This is a genomic window from Roseofilum acuticapitatum BLCC-M154 (assembly GCF_030068475.1).
GTDB classification, from domain to species: domain Bacteria; phylum Cyanobacteriota; class Cyanobacteriia; order Cyanobacteriales; family Desertifilaceae; genus Roseofilum; species Roseofilum acuticapitatum.
On record NZ_JAQOSP010000042.1, the window covers coordinates 15,452 to 29,386 of the forward strand.

12 protein-coding genes and 1 pseudogene are annotated in these 13,935 nt (G+C 47.9%); 7 read left to right on the forward strand and 6 right to left on the reverse strand.

Features of this window, described 5'->3' with window-relative positions:
* Positions 1 to 79: 79 nt before the first annotated feature.
* From PMG71_RS06485 to PMG71_RS23845, 3 genes and pseudogenes are all read left to right on the forward strand, one after another.
* Positions 80 to 1,999 (forward strand): GTPase family protein, encoded by a 1,920-nt coding sequence (locus PMG71_RS06485; RefSeq protein WP_283752841.1) that lies wholly within the window; start codon positions 80 to 82, stop codon positions 1,997 to 1,999.
* A gap of 45 nt (positions 2,000 to 2,044) precedes the next feature.
* A complete protein-coding gene (locus PMG71_RS06490; RefSeq protein ID WP_283752842.1) occupies positions 2,045 to 2,308 on the forward strand; it encodes a ribbon-helix-helix domain-containing protein in 264 nt (87 codons plus the stop codon).
* 4 nt (positions 2,309 to 2,312) lie between these two features.
* A pseudogene (locus PMG71_RS23845) lies at positions 2,313 to 2,486 on the forward strand (type II toxin-antitoxin system RelE/ParE family toxin); the annotation flags it as partial.
* A 53-nt stretch (positions 2,487 to 2,539) separates the two neighbouring features.
* Here the strand turns inward: PMG71_RS23845 and PMG71_RS06495 are convergent.
* From PMG71_RS06495 to PMG71_RS06510, 4 genes are all read right to left on the reverse strand, one after another.
* Positions 2,540 to 2,773: a hypothetical protein gene (locus PMG71_RS06495; RefSeq protein ID WP_283752843.1), complete on the reverse strand. Its 234-nt coding sequence runs from the start codon at positions 2,771 to 2,773 to the stop codon at positions 2,540 to 2,542.
* Between the two features lie 204 nt (positions 2,774 to 2,977).
* Complete coding sequence (locus PMG71_RS06500; RefSeq protein WP_283752844.1) at positions 2,978 to 3,877, reverse strand: eCIS core domain-containing protein; 900 nt, start codon at positions 3,875 to 3,877, stop codon at positions 2,978 to 2,980.
* A 168-nt stretch (positions 3,878 to 4,045) separates the two neighbouring features.
* Positions 4,046 to 5,233: a type III secretion system chaperone family protein gene (locus PMG71_RS06505; protein WP_283752845.1), complete on the reverse strand. Its 1,188-nt coding sequence runs from the start codon at positions 5,231 to 5,233 to the stop codon at positions 4,046 to 4,048.
* Positions 5,234 to 5,485: 252 nt separating this feature from the next.
* A complete protein-coding gene (locus PMG71_RS06510; protein ID WP_283752846.1) occupies positions 5,486 to 6,331 on the reverse strand; it encodes a hypothetical protein in 846 nt (281 codons plus the stop codon).
* Between the two features lie 241 nt (positions 6,332 to 6,572).
* Between PMG71_RS06510 and PMG71_RS06515 the strand changes: the two genes are divergently transcribed.
* The 3 genes from PMG71_RS06515 to PMG71_RS06525 all read left to right on the forward strand — a co-directional run bounded on the left by PMG71_RS06515 (position 6,573) and on the right by PMG71_RS06525 (position 9,635).
* Complete coding sequence (locus tag PMG71_RS06515) at positions 6,573 to 8,552, forward strand: ATP-binding protein (protein ID WP_283752847.1); 1,980 nt, start codon at positions 6,573 to 6,575, stop codon at positions 8,550 to 8,552.
* A 160-nt stretch (positions 8,553 to 8,712) separates the two neighbouring features.
* On the forward strand, positions 8,713 to 9,024 hold the full coding sequence (locus PMG71_RS06520) for a hypothetical protein (protein WP_283752848.1): 312 nt from the start codon (positions 8,713 to 8,715) through the stop codon (positions 9,022 to 9,024).
* A gap of 299 nt (positions 9,025 to 9,323) precedes the next feature.
* A complete protein-coding gene (locus PMG71_RS06525; protein ID WP_283752849.1) occupies positions 9,324 to 9,635 on the forward strand; it encodes a hypothetical protein in 312 nt (103 codons plus the stop codon).
* A 501-nt stretch (positions 9,636 to 10,136) separates the two neighbouring features.
* Here PMG71_RS06525 and PMG71_RS06530 read toward each other — a convergent pair.
* Both PMG71_RS06530 and PMG71_RS06535 read right to left on the reverse strand, forming a co-directional pair.
* Complete coding sequence (locus PMG71_RS06530; protein WP_283752850.1) at positions 10,137 to 11,963, reverse strand: macro domain-containing protein; 1,827 nt, start codon at positions 11,961 to 11,963, stop codon at positions 10,137 to 10,139.
* Positions 11,964 to 11,976: 13 nt separating this feature from the next.
* The gene (locus PMG71_RS06535; RefSeq protein WP_283752851.1) at positions 11,977 to 12,621 is read right to left on the reverse strand and encodes a MerR family transcriptional regulator; all 645 of its coding nucleotides are present in this window, start codon (positions 12,619 to 12,621) and stop codon (positions 11,977 to 11,979) included.
* A gap of 196 nt (positions 12,622 to 12,817) precedes the next feature.
* Here PMG71_RS06535 and pilM point away from each other — a divergent pair, with 196 nt between their 5' ends.
* Positions 12,818 to 13,930, forward strand: a complete 1,113-nt coding sequence (gene pilM, locus PMG71_RS06540) for a type IV pilus assembly protein PilM (RefSeq protein WP_283752852.1) — start codon at positions 12,818 to 12,820, stop codon at positions 13,928 to 13,930.
* Positions 13,931 to 13,935 lie beyond the last annotated feature (5 nt).

Below are 13,935 nucleotides of genomic sequence, written 5' to 3' on the forward strand. Positions count from 1 at the left end.
TAGGGATTTGAACTATAGCGCTGGGCGCTATACTCAACATTAGGAGTTATAATTTTTAATTTTTAATTTTTAATTGATTATGGTGCGTTTTAAGCTGTGGCAATGGGTCGTTTTAATTACCCCGATCGCCTCTATCGTCATTTTACTGCTCGTTGCTGCCGGATGGCAGATCCATACCTGGGGTATTAGCTGGATTTGGGCGGTCTTTATCCTGGTGTTCCTGGGGTGGCGCTGGTTGTTGGTGCTGTGGACGCGCCCCATGGTGGAGCAGCTTGAAGCAGCCGTGGAAGCGGTGAGCGCGGATATGGAGGCAGTGACGGCAGAAACTCAATCGGCCATTGGTAATGCGGAAATTGGGGCAAAAATTGAGACGGAATTGGAGAAAATTCTTAAGGAGTCCAAAGGCGATCGCCCCATCTGGGAAGATCAAACCGCCTTTTTCCAACGCTGTCAAGCCATAGTGGTCTGTGTTGCTCAAGCTTATGGACAGGATGCCCAATATCCTCTACTGAATATCTATATCCCCCAAGCCTACGGGTTAATTCAAGGAACCGTGGAGGATGTGGGACGCGCCATTACCCAACTTTCTCCGGTTCTGAATCAGGTGACTGTTGGCCAAGCCTATCAAGCCTATGAACTCTATCGCAAGTTGGAACCCCCGGCGCGTAAACTGCTACAGGTGTGGGGTTGGGCCCAATGGTTGCTGAATCCGGCCGCAGCCGCAGCCAAACAAGCAACAAAGAAGTGGGGCAATCAAGCGACTCAGGAGTTATTGGTGAACCTGGGTCAAATGTTACGGGAATCGGCCCTGCGGAATCTCTGTCGCCAGGCGATCGCCCTCTACGGCAATGTAGCGCCCCCGGAACTCAATGTTTCCGCCTCCGAACTAAGCCTACCCAAAGCCAAAACCGAAACCCTACGCGCCATTATCGCTAAAGCCTCTCCAGAAGAGGAGATCGAGCAACACCCCCTGAATCTACTCTTAGTTGGACGGACAGGGGCGGGTAAAAGTAGCCTGATTAACACCTTATTTCAAGCAGAACGGGCGGAAGTCGATGTTTTGCCCAGCACGGACAAAATTCAGAATTATCAATGGCAGGGAGCCAATGGCGAGGAGTTGAATCTGTGGGATACTCCTGGTTATGAGCAGGTGAACCGGGCAGATTTAGGCGAGCAGGTGTTAGAGTTTGGCGCTAAAGCCGATTTAGTTTTATTGGTCACTCCTGCACTCGATCCGGCTTTGCAGATGGATGTGACGTTCTTGAAGCAACTCCGGGAACAGAATGAAACCCTACCCCTAATTACCTTGGTGACTCAAGTTGACCGCTTGCGCCCCATCCGGGAATGGTCGCCCCCTTATTACTGGACATTTGGGCAGCGGCCGAAGGAGGTAGCCATTCGGGAGGCGACCGAGTATCGTCAGCAACAGTTATGGGAGTGGTGCGATCGCGTCCTTCCCGTAGTTACGGCCGATACTCAGACAGGTCGCCAGGGTTGGAATACGGACAAGCTCTCGGCAATGCTCATGGAGGCGATCGGGCCGGTGAAAGAGGAGAGACTAGCGCGATTTTTACGCGATCGCGATGCCCGTACCCTCGCCGCCGCCAAAATTATCGACCGCTACACCTTCCAAATGGCGACGACTCAAGGCCTAACTGCACTCCTGAAAAGTCCCGTCCTCCGATTTGTATCAACAATTGCCACCGGTTCCCCCACCCTCGCCTATCTCCTCGCCGAACAAATCCCCATCGAACAGTTACCCGTTGTGATTGGCAAATTACAGATGGCCTATGATTTATTTTTGCTCCTGAGTAATGATCCGGAGATAGAAGTAAAATTTGAACTCTTGACCCTCTGGCCCCAACTGTTGGAAAATCCCGCCACTCCCGATAAAAACGCCTGGGCCTTCGGTCACGCCTTAGTAGAATACTGGGTGCAAGGCTTGAGTGTGGATGAACTCGGCGATCGGGTTAAATTTTATCTAGAGATGCGACAGTAGAATAGAGCGCCACGCTCTAGGCAAACAGCAAATGAGGACAAAATAATGGAAATTCTATTAACCCCTGAGTTAGAACAACTGATTGCCAATCAAATTGAGACCGGTCAGTATGCTTCACCTAGTGAAGTAATTTGGGCAGGAGTCAAGCTCTTACAAGAAATTAACCGAATCTACCAAGGACGGTATGCAGAACTGCAAAAAGAAGTACAAATAGGCACAGAAGCTGCAAATAGGGGCGAATTACTAGATGCAGAAGTCGTCTTCGGTCATCTAGAGCAGAAACTAAGGGCTAAACGGGGTTTACGCTGATATAATGGCTCAGTTTCCAGGATTAGGTCGCAGACGAGATGAACTTTGTCTAGGTGCGCGAAGTTTTCCCATTAGCAACTATCTCATATTTTATCGGGCATCCGCCGAGGGAGTCGAAATTTTAAGGATTGTTAGCGGGTATCGAGACCTAAAAGCCTTATTTGAAATGGACGAGTGATATCAAGTCTATCCCTTATTCTCCTGCCCACCCTACCCCCTACTTAAACTCCACTAATCGGTAATCACCTGCTGAGTATCTAAATTAAATAAAGTATCTAAACTAACGTAAACTTTTCCTCTATTGTCTCGTCGCTCAATTGCTGCTAAACCATCAGCAGCCAAAACCAGGATTTTAAAGGGTGTTAATTCAATTTCATTATCATTCATCGCTGATGTGCCTTCATCGGGGACGCTTCGGAATGTATATTGAGTCGTTAACGGCCCCTCCTGTGTAGACGATCCCATAATTGTTTTACCATCGGTAAAAGTTGTCCCTTACAGCAGTTGGCTCTGCTATGCGGTAAACTTTGATCCCCCTTTCATGTCCGCTTGCGGAAAATCCCCCTTAAAAAAGGGGGACTTTCTTATTCCCCCCTTATTAAGGGGGGTTAGGGGGGATCTTTTACTACTGCACCTCATTACCGCGCAAAGCGCTGTATGGATTGATTCTCACTTTTCACAGAATCTTTTAACGTTTTTTTTACGCTGCACGCTGGCTCCCTTCTGCTGCACCACATGGGTGAGTTCATGGGCAATTAATTCCTGACCTTGCGGACTTGAGGGTTTATATTGTCCCTCATTAAAAAACACATCCTGTCCCGTAGTAAAGGCTTTCGCTTGTATCGATTGACTCAAACTGTGAGATTTCGGATCGGTATGCACCTTTACCCCACTAAAATCGGCTCCCATGGCTTCTCCCATTTTCGTTTGCAGGGTAGGATCTAAGGGTTTTCCCCCTCCTTTGGCTTGTTTGAGTTCTCCTTCAAACTCTGGGGTAGCGCTGCCTCCTCCTAACCCATCTCGTTGCAGTCCCGGTTTAGGCTTCATGTCTACATCTTCGTCATCTCCTTCGCGCTGCACCATGGAGTCAAGGGGTTTCATGTCTACATCTTCGTCATCTCCTTCCCGTTGCACCATGGAGTCAAGGGGTTTCATGTCTACGTCATCCCCCTCATCCTCAGTGCGCTGAATACCCAATTGTTCGGGTATTCCCATGCTCCCCTCCTCTTCTTTTGTCTGTACTCCTTCACTGGCAGCAGGTTTGGGTTCATGAATTTGTTGAACCACTTGACTCGCTACTGCATCCGCTTGTTGTTCGTGAACATCTCCCGGTTCGCCAATGGTGAGTTTGGCTTGGACGGGGGCCGGATGGCCGTACATTTCATGGAGACTGGTATAGTTATAGTTGTTGGCTGGCTTAAATGGGGGCAGAGTTTTCTCTTTGCTCTCCTTGCGCTGTACGGCAGGAAGCACTTTAGGCGCGAACCGACTAGAGGACTTCTGAGGAGCAGAACTCTGTTGGGCGGTTTTTTTGCGACGAATGTAGGAGCGCATGGTGGAAAAACCCATAGGAAACAAGCTTATGACGATTATATCAATTGAACATGAGTTATGTAATGGCTGCCCCTCATCCCCCTACCCCCTTCTCCCGCAGGAGAAGGGGAAAAAAGTCAAGAATCCCGTGGGAGAGGGATTGAGGGAGAGGGCATTTCCTGTTGCACAATTCATTTAGATTAGCTATATAGCTTGTAGAATTATGGGGAAAAAGTGTTCTAGGGTGGAAAGCGATCGCTCGATCGCAGTTTGAATTAAGCCAATATCCGGTTGAATTCCCGTGCAATCTAGGCCGGTGCGGTAGCGAAATTCCCCATCTTCAAAGTCTAGCTCGAAGTTGCCTAGGGTGAGTTGGGAGTAGTTGAGATTCATGAAGAATTTAGCCAAATTGGGGCGCTCAGATTCAGGTATGGAAACTGTGGCGATCGCATAAAAGATAAACTGATTGAGTTCTTCTCTGACTTCAGCTAAACACAGCCATGTCCCTGCCTCGCTTTCAAAGAGCGATCGCACCATTAACTCCCCTTCAACCCGTTCATAGGGCCAATTTTCCGACTCGAAAAAGGCAATTACACAGTCAAATAGGGGAGTGTCCCTAGAAACCGTCAGCCATTCATCGAGTTCTTCGGCTACCTCTTCCGAGTCCTCAATGACATCCGTCAGAGTGTCTGAAAGGTTGTCGAGTTGCTCATTAAGAGCGGTTTCAAAGACTCTGGCGATCGCCCCACTCAGGTTTTGTGTACTGTCTTCATCTTGGCGCAATAAGCCTGGAATCGATTGTAATAAAGCATAACTGAGATTTTGGGTGGTGGCGATCGCTTCCCGTTCGGGTAAATTGAGAGCCTCTGCCAGATTTTGAGTCACCGTAGATTCTGCCATGAAGCGAGTCAGACTTTCCACCAATTCCGATTCGGGAGTCTCACTTGCTGCCAGAGTGAGGCTATCCCAATAATTCCACAGAGTGCGATATCCCGTTGCTCCTTCTGAATGCTGCTGAGATGTCCACAGGAGCATCCAGTTGTCTGTATGGCGAAGGGGTGAGGTTAAAGGTTCTGCCAGCAGGAACTCTGCAACCGTTTCCGCTTCACTAAAAGGTTCTAAGGCTTCTAGATGTTCTGGAGTCAGGAGCAGCACCGTATAAATGGGACGATCCGGACGAAATTCTCCATTAGAGAACATCGTGCGAAACTCCGGTTGCAGACTAAAGAGAGCTTCCTTTTCGATGCGATCGTGCTGTTCTGGGCTAATCTGTATATGCAACTCACACCCAATCGGAACTCCATCAGCTTGCAGAAGATTAACTCCTTTTAACTGCATCTCCAGAGGTTCATGAGCGGTTTGGAAAATGAAGGGGCGATCGCCAACAACCATCACTTAACTCAACCACCACTTATAACGAAGATTTTAATTCATTCGACAAAGCTTTAACAAATACTAACTTAGACCTGGGATGATTATTGACATTCTGCAACATTCTTGCAAAGTCCCCCGGATCGCTCGGCCATTTTCCCCATTGCATTTGTTTTTTACCTTTATCACTTAAGCCAGTGTCTAACCCACCCTTATTCAACGTTACCGTAGGATTCCCCTTTCCTTTACCCCGAAGACGACTCCATCCTGCTCCTACTGTAGTCCCAATTCCTTTGCCAGTTTTCTTGGTCTACGAATTGAATTATCATGAATTTCTATTTTGTAATATTCTTCACCTGTATCTCCCTCGATCGCATCCTTCAGACTGGCAACCAATGCATCACCCTGCTCTCGATACTGGGGAGGATTTTCTGGAAACTGACCCCTTATTTCTGGTTCTGCCAGCCATCCATCAAGATCTGTCGTTACACCACTTGAAGGTACTCGCTCTTCCTGATCGGTTGCAAACGGTAAAGTCTCTGGAGCATTATTATCCTTAGTTTCCTTCGTTATTGTCTTATCGTCGCTATCCTCGGAATTATCATTATCCTGGGTAGGGCTAGTCTCATTGACTCGCTGCAAAACCTCCCCACTTCTCATCGGTTGCAGCGAGTCTAAGGGGAGTTTCGCTGCTGCTTTCAACTGCATCACATTGTTCTGTCCCCTGGGTTTCACCGGTTTCCCTGACCACCGTTTGGGACGCAATGAACGCTGTAACTCGGCGACACTTTTCTGTTGACTCACCTTACCCTGTACGGTTTCCTGGGTCGTTGTTGCCCTTGGTGGATAATGGGCAGAGCGCTGGAGAACTTGCCATCCCTGGTTACTTGTAATAGGTTCTGAGCGACGCGGTTGTAGGGTTGCGGGTTGGGGATGACCATAGAGTTCATGCAGAGAGCTATAGTTGTAGTGGGAACTGGGTTGAAAGGCAGACAGAGCCTTAGTCTGGGAACTTTGGCGCTGTACGGAGGGAAGTACCTTGGGGCGAAATGTGCTTGAGGTTTTCTGCGCTGTGGAGCTAGATTTAGGTGTTTTTTTAGGTCGTTGGAAGGCACACATGAGCGAAAACCCACAGTTTGAAGAAGTTGCTTCTATTATATATATTTGAGATCAAGTCCAGGTCATCAGTTAAAGTATAGGAGTCAGGTGAGCAGGGTCTTTTGGTAGCATTTGAATGATATGGCTTCTTATCCTGCCCACCCTACGATGAGTCTAAACTCCAACCCAGACCTATTTTTAATTTTTTCGGCTGTCGCCGACATGAAAATTTTTAATTTTTAATTTTTAATTTTTAATTGATATGAATGCCCCTCCCTCCGAAGTTAACCCCCAATGGTATTATCAGAGTCTGCAATATTTGACGCGGTGTATTGGGCAAATTCACCAAGTTCTCGATCGCCACATTACTCAACTGCAAAATCCGGATCAGGCTCTTCCCGATACTCCCCCCATTCATCTCGATGCTCCCCCTTCAGATCTAGAAGAACCGCTTCCCGCTTTCGAGCAGTTAAGCCAAGTCTTCCACCTCTCTCCCTTCGAGCGCAAGGTGCTGTTGCTCTGCGTGGCTCGGACGCTCCATCCCCAGGTTCCAGCCCTTTGCGGCCATGCTCAGGGAGATGCTAATTTAACTTATCCTACGTTTCAGTTGGCGATCGCCCTTTTTCCCGATTTCCATTGGGAAGCTCTTCATCCCCAAAGACCGCTACGATTATGGAACTTGCTGATTTTAGGCGAAAATGAAGATCTGACCCATACGAAACTGGAGATCGATGAGAGCATTTTACATTATTTATTGGGTCAGGTTTATCAAGATCAAGACTTAGCCCCATTGCTCGAACCTCTTACACCTCCAACGCCCTCTTTATCCGCCTCTCATGAAAAAATTGTCGAGTTAGGAATTTCCGCTTTATTAACCTCTCATCCCGTGCAACTGTGCGGATGGAATGTAGAGGATAAACGGGCAATCTGCCAACACATTGGCGAGTATTTTCAAATGCCGGTACAAGTGCTTTCGAGTCGCCATTTACCCAGCGATCCGAAGGAGTTAAAACATCTGGTATTTCGCTGGCGACGGGTGATGCTATTGTCTCCTACTTTGCTGCTGTTGGAATATGAGCCAACTCAAGGCACAGAACTGGCACAACAGGCAATTTTAACGGATTTTATCCGAGACTTAAAAACGCCGGTGATGATCTCGACTTCGATCCGGTTTTCTTCTGCTCATCTCCCCCTGCTCACGTTTGATGTGCCGAAGCTTTCCTATTATGAACAATTGCATCTGTGGCAAACCCATTTAGGAGAAGCGACGGAGGAATTGAACGGCCATTTAGAGGTGATTACTTCCCAGTTTAATTTACCCTCAACCACGATTAAGGCGGCTTGTTCGACGTTAGAAATCGAACCTAAAGAAGGGGATTCTGTCGGCGATCGCCTCTGGCACTTTTGCCGCCTACAAGCTCGCCCCCGCTTAGAAGATCTCGCTGTTCGTATTGAAACTAAGGCAACTTGGGATGATTTAATTTTACCCCCGCAACACAAACAAACCTTGTATCAAATGGTGGCTCATTTACGACAGAGGGTGCGCGTCTATGAAGATTGGGGCTTTGCAGGCAATGAGCGGCGCGGATTGGGCATTAGCGCCCTTTTTTCCGGGCAAAGTGGCACGGGAAAAACCTTGGCGGCGGGGATTATCGCCCGCGAATTGAAGTTAGATTTATATCGCATCGATCTAAGTTCTGTAGTCAGTAAATATATTGGCGAGACTGAGAAAAACTTAAAACAAGTCTTTCAAGCTGCCGAAACCGGGGGCGCAATTCTGCTCTTTGATGAAGCCGATGCTCTCTTTGGTAAGCGCTCCGAAGTGCAGGATAGCCGCGATCGCTACGCCAACATGGAGGTAAGTTATTTACTGCAAAGCATCGAAGCCTACCAGGGATTATGCGTACTGACGACCAACCTAAAAGGGGCGATCGATCAAGCTTTTCTGCGCCGTATCCGCTTTATTGTCCAATTTCCCTTTCCAGATCGGGATAGTCGCGAAGCCATTTGGAAGCGAATTTTCCCCACTAAAACTCCTACAGAGGGTTTAGATTCTCGCAAACTGTCTAATCTTAATGTAGCTGGAGGCAACATCCGCAATATCGCCCTCAATGCCGCATTTTTAGCCGCCGATGCAGACGAACCCGTGAGCATGAAACACCTGTACGAAGCCACAAAAAGTGAATATATTAAACTAGAGCGCTTGTTAACCGAAAAAGAGATTAAGGGATGGATTAATTAATACTCTTATTATCTATTAAAATTCTATCGAATAGTTTAAGTTTTGTGATGTTGTCATAAATAAAGTAACATATTGAAAAGTTTAATTTACCTTCACAAGAAGATTGACTCTTCATGATAGTCTAGACACGACAATATCAATCTGATTGAGGAATTGAGTTATGGCAATTGTTAAAAGCGATTCAGGAGAACACCAACATATCTGTGGTGCTGTGAGTCCAAATGGCAACCCATATTTTGGTGAAGGGTTTAACTCCAGGAAAATTAAGGAGGGAACTTACCTTGTGGAGTTTGAAAAACCCTTTGGAAAAAATCCAGCACCCATCTGTACAGTGTTCGGAAGCGAATGGAAAACGTTCAATATGTCAGTGGCTATCGTAGATCTGAGTCCAACCCACTTTATCTGTGTAACTTCGTCACCAGATCGACCAGTAGATTGTGCTTTTACATTTATTGCGTTTGGCGATCTCTAATCATCATATCAAGTCCGAATAATCAGCTATGATTTGTCATTGCGAATGGAACGCAGTGGAATGAAGCAATCGCACAATCTCGCTAATCTTGGCGTTTGGGCTTCGCGGACATGAAAGCGAAGCTTGCGTGAAACGCGAAGCGCGAATGCTTCCCTGCGGTCGCAATGACATCTATTTAACCGGACATCATATCATCTGTACGATCAAGACTTCTCCCTATTTCTAGCTTCTCTGGTTCAGAGTGGGGAAAAGTTTGAAGTTTTCCATGTTCAAAATCATTTTCTAAGAGGAATAATCCCATGGCAATTATCAAAGGTGAGCGAGGTGAATCCCAACAGCTCGGCGGTGTTATCGACAAAGGTGGTAATACAATATCGGGAGACGGCTTCCAGACCCGAAGGCTTACGGAGGGCCTTTACCTCGTTGAATTTAATCAACCCTTTAGGGAAAATCCATCTTGCATTTGTACAATTTTTGGGCCAGAGTGGGAGACCTTGAACTTATCTGTTGCTATTGTAGACCTTTCACCATCGCACTTTGTCTGTACAACTTCATCACCGAATAATCGTCAAGGTTCTGGTTTCACTTTTCTTGCTTCTGGCCCCCTCTAAATTGTGGGGGTAGAAGCCGGGTTTCTCGGAAAATTGAGGACACAAACGAGAGAAGAAACAAGAAACCCGGCTTCTGGACTCATGTAAGCATAGTTAATTTTTAACTGATTTCACTTCTACACAAACGTCCCCCTCACAGGGATGAATTTCAACCAACACATGGGAAAGGGAAGAAATGGGGTGTAGGAGTGTTTTGTAATGTTCCGGTTCTTGGGGATAGTAAGAGTGTAGGTTGGGTTGAGGAACGAAACCCAACACCCGTCTGACGAAAGTTGGGTTTCACTTCGTTCAACCCAACCTACAGTTTTAAGCTTGCCGGTCCAGTAGTGGATTGGCAAGCTTAAAACTGTGGCCAACGCGATCGCTATAATCCAAGTTAGTTGTATTTATAGCACATGGTTTACCCCTATTTTTAAGCTTGCCGGTCTAGTAGGGTGGGCAGTGCCCACCTTACACATTGACTTACATAATGTCTCATTTTTATTTAAATTGACTATAAGTTTACAAAAGCGCCTGATAACATTGATAATTGCGATCGTCCCAACAGACAATAATCGCTTGCTCGATAGAAGGCTGTTGCTGTAGAACTGCGCTAATCGTCCGTAGAGCAATGGAAGCGGCCCAGTCTGGGGGACAGCCTAAAGCACCCGTGGCAATGGAAGGAAAAGAGACCGTTTTAAGCCCTTTTTCTAGGACTAACTTCAGGGCATTCCGGTAACAGTTGGTGAGCTGTTCTTCTTCCTTCGCACGTCCCTCTTGCCAACCGGGGCCGACAGTGTGAATCACATATTGGGCAGGTAAATTAAAGGCGGGAGTAATTTTGGCTTCGCCCACATCACAGGTAACCAAAGCATTACAAGCTTGGCGCAACTCTGGGCCGGCTGCTCGGTGAATCGCCCCATCTACCCCATATGTACCCGTCATCAGGGGATTGGTTGCATTAACAATGACATCAACCGCCATCTGAGTAATGTCACCTTTGACGACTTTTATCCGGTTTCCCACCTGTTGCCAAGGTTTTGCCTCCTGTCCTGACGGGGGAACCGGTGAGGGGGATGGGACTTTCTTTTGGCGCTCTTCTTGATATTCACCATAACGGGACTGTCCCCACCCGCGACTGCGACTATGGGATTCAAAATGACCGCGCTTCATGAATTGCTCGTATTCCCGCCGTTTTAAGTTGGTATTCAAGGATTGCAGGGAGTTAGATTCCTGACTCATGGCTGGGGAAGCAGGGGCCGACTGAATCGCTTCCATGCCTTTAGCAATAGTTTGTTCGGCGAGGTCATACTGCCCCTGTCTGGCTTGCTCTGCGGCTTCTTTTTTGGCACGAGAGGCCAGTAGAGCGGCTACTTCTTGCTGTACTTCTGGGTTAAAGGGAAATTCGTTTAAACTTTGTCGGTTAACCCAAGGTAGGCTGAGGGATTGGTTGATGTGCTGGCGTTGACTGGTTTCTACATCATCCCAAGCTAGGTGCAAGGTGAGGATGGAGGGCAGGGTTTGGGGGGGAATTTTCAGCCGTAGGGCGAGGGTAAAGGGACTACCAGCAACGAGGTTGGGGAGTTGATAGTCACCGTTGGAGAGAGTGGCAAAGTCGTTGAAGACATCGAGCAGTTGCACTTGAGGGGGGAGGGTGAAGTTTAAACTGACATTTTTGCCTTGGGTAGCCATGAGGCCTTGTAATTCCATGGCGAAAATGTCGGGGAGTTGGTCGGGACGTTCGATGTAGTAGTAGTTGCCATCACCACTGACGGCGATCGCCTCTAATAGACTTTCATTATAGTCATCGCCTACGCCCATGGTCGTTGTACTGACTCCCCTCTGGGCTAGTCCATGGACATCAGTGGCAATGACATCGGGGTTAGTTTCCCCCACATTAGCAATGCCATCGGAGAGCAGAATCACCCGGTTGAGAGAAGCCGGTTGTAGGTGTTGACTCACCTGTACGCCTCCTTCTAGCCAACCGGCATGAAGGGCGGTTCCTCCCCCCACCTGAATTTGTTGAATTTGTTGCAAGATATAGCGTCTACTCCGTACCAGTTGACTGGAAACGGGGGTGTTAACATGGCTCTCGAAGGTGACCACACTGACGCGATCGCTCGGTAGTAATTGGTTGACGGCATGAATGGCTGCTTGTTTGGTAAAGGTGATTTTATTACGCTCGGCCATGGAACCGGAGCGATCTAAAACCAGGCTCAGATTAATGGCTGGCCGTTGGGGTATATCTTGGGGGGCAGGGGGGGTAAGCCGGATTAAAACATCTAAAGTTGTGGGCATTTCCGTGCATAAAGCGGCACGGAGGGGGATAAATTCGATCGCCGGTTGCATAAGATTAACTCCTTTAGGGATAACGCAGAGCTAAGAGGGCCTGGATAATCGCTTGTACCAGGTTTTCTTGCTCTTGGGGGCTGGTGGGTAGGGTGACATCTGAACGCAGATGGATTTCTAAACCCGGTAATATTTCTAGATGTTTCCAGTCTTCTGGGATGGGTTGTGTTGCCTCGGAAACCCGTGGGATGTTCTGACTAGGGGGACTGATCCTCCGTTGGTTAGCCGGAGGGTGAGCAGGGGCTGTCGGCGATCGCCCTTTCACTTGTTGCAGAAAGGCCAAAGCCGGATTCGCCGGTTCTAGGGAGAGTTGCACCCCTCCCTGCAAGAGGGACTCTAACTCGGTATTGGTTTTTGCTACCACAAAGGATTGCAGGGCGCTAGTACCGAATCCCTCACTGAGTAATCGTCTGATTAACAACATCTGTAGGAGATGGCGGTAAGTATAACGGGCCTCCCTCCCCTGTTTGAGTGGCTCATCAAGCAATCCCTGGCTGGCATAATGGCGCACTAAACGAGGGTTGACCTCTTCACGCGATCGCCGGGAATGGGATTGCCGCTCCGGTAAAAATTGAGGCAACAACTCATTTAACACCTGGGCAAATTCCTCCAGAGACCAGAGGGGCTGCTCTTGTGAAAGCTGTTGCAAGGTTTTCATAGTTCAAGTCTAACAATTACAATTAAAAGTGTCAATATCAAAATTATATGTTAGCATTGACTCAATTGCATCGCCCGGAAAAAAACCGGTTGATCTATCACCAGGGCGTAACGCTATAAGCTATAACAGGACTATTAAAACCTCTTAATTGCCATAAGAGGCGATCGCCCGACTCCAACTAAGGGAAGCTACTGCTGTGAATCTTCTTGACAACCTGAAAAGTCTCATCTCTAAACGGCCAAAAGGGATTGGAGTTGAACTGACTCCCGAACAGATTAATATTGTTCAAGTCCTGAAAAAAGGTCAAGCCTACAAACTCCAATCATTCCACTCCATAGAAGTGCCAGAAGGCATCTATGAAGACGGGCAAATTTTAGATGCTCCTGCTATGGCAGAACTGATCCAATCCTGTCTGGAAGAAAATAAAATCACGGTCAAGAACGCGGCTTCTGCGGTCTCCGGACGAGAAGCCGTCACCCGCCTAATCCCGGTTCCGGCTGAGTTAGATGACAATGAACTGCGGGAAATGGTACTCAACCAAGAAGCCGGATTATACCTACCTTTCCCGCGAGAAGAGGCAGATGTAGATTACCAAAAACTGGATCTGATGATCGATGATGATGGGATTGAAAAGGTACGGGTTTTGCTCGTGGCGACGCGCAAAGAAGTCACCGATAACTATATTAATACCTTTGAGCAGGCCGGGTTGCGCCTGGATGTCTTAGAAATCAGTAGCTTTTCCCTGATTCGTACCATTCGCGAGGAGTTGCGACAATTTGCCCTAGGAGAAGCGGTGGCGATCGCCAATATAGAATTTGAAGGCACAGAAATTGCGATCGTTGTCGATGGTGTCCCCCAATTTTCCCGTACCGTTCCCATCGGAACCCACCAGATCCAAACCGCCCTCTGTCAAGCGATGAACCTACCCCCATCCCGCAACCCGGAAATTCTCCAAGGGATGACCATTCCCCTCACTCCCGTTGATAGCGTGCAAACGGGGATGACTGGCTCGAACCCTGGCGCGGCTGCTATGGTAAGAGTATTGGGAGAATTGGCCGATGAACTGCGGCGATCCATTGACTTTTATGTAAACCAAGGAGAAAACCAAGAAGTCGCCCAACTCCTCCTAGCAGGCAGTGGGGCGGGTATTGGTCAATTAGATGAATTTTTAACCCAAAGGCTTAGTGTTCCCACTTCCCAAGTCGATCCCATTGAAGCCCTATCTTTGGAAATCGATCAGGAAATTCCCCCAGCCCAACGGCCGGGATTGGGTATCGCCTTGGGGTTAGGCTTACGATATGTGATGTAGAGGAA

What these genes read in the sequence shown, in the direction of transcription:
- PMG71_RS06485 (WP_283752841.1), top strand. Translation starts at nt 80, where the DNA reads ATGGTGCGTTTTAAGCTGTGGCAATGGGTCGTTTTAATTACCCCGATC.
- PMG71_RS06490 (WP_283752842.1), top strand. Translation starts at nt 2,045, where the DNA reads ATGGAAATTCTATTAACCCCTGAGTTAGAACAACTGATTGCCAATCAA.
- PMG71_RS06495 (WP_283752843.1), bottom strand. Translation starts at nt 2,773, where the DNA reads ATGGGATCGTCTACACAGGAGGGGCCGTTAACGACTCAATATACATTC.
- PMG71_RS06500 (WP_283752844.1), bottom strand. Translation starts at nt 3,877, where the DNA reads ATGGGTTTTTCCACCATGCGCTCCTACATTCGTCGCAAAAAAACCGCC.
- PMG71_RS06505 (WP_283752845.1), bottom strand. Translation starts at nt 5,233, where the DNA reads ATGGTTGTTGGCGATCGCCCCTTCATTTTCCAAACCGCTCATGAACCT.
- PMG71_RS06510 (WP_283752846.1), bottom strand. Translation starts at nt 6,331, where the DNA reads ATGTGTGCCTTCCAACGACCTAAAAAAACACCTAAATCTAGCTCCACA.
- PMG71_RS06515 (WP_283752847.1), top strand. Translation starts at nt 6,573, where the DNA reads ATGAATGCCCCTCCCTCCGAAGTTAACCCCCAATGGTATTATCAGAGT.
- PMG71_RS06520 (WP_283752848.1), top strand. Translation starts at nt 8,713, where the DNA reads ATGGCAATTGTTAAAAGCGATTCAGGAGAACACCAACATATCTGTGGT.
- PMG71_RS06525 (WP_283752849.1), top strand. Translation starts at nt 9,324, where the DNA reads ATGGCAATTATCAAAGGTGAGCGAGGTGAATCCCAACAGCTCGGCGGT.
- PMG71_RS06530 (WP_283752850.1), bottom strand. Translation starts at nt 11,963, where the DNA reads ATGCAACCGGCGATCGAATTTATCCCCCTCCGTGCCGCTTTATGCACG.
- PMG71_RS06535 (WP_283752851.1), bottom strand. Translation starts at nt 12,621, where the DNA reads ATGAAAACCTTGCAACAGCTTTCACAAGAGCAGCCCCTCTGGTCTCTG.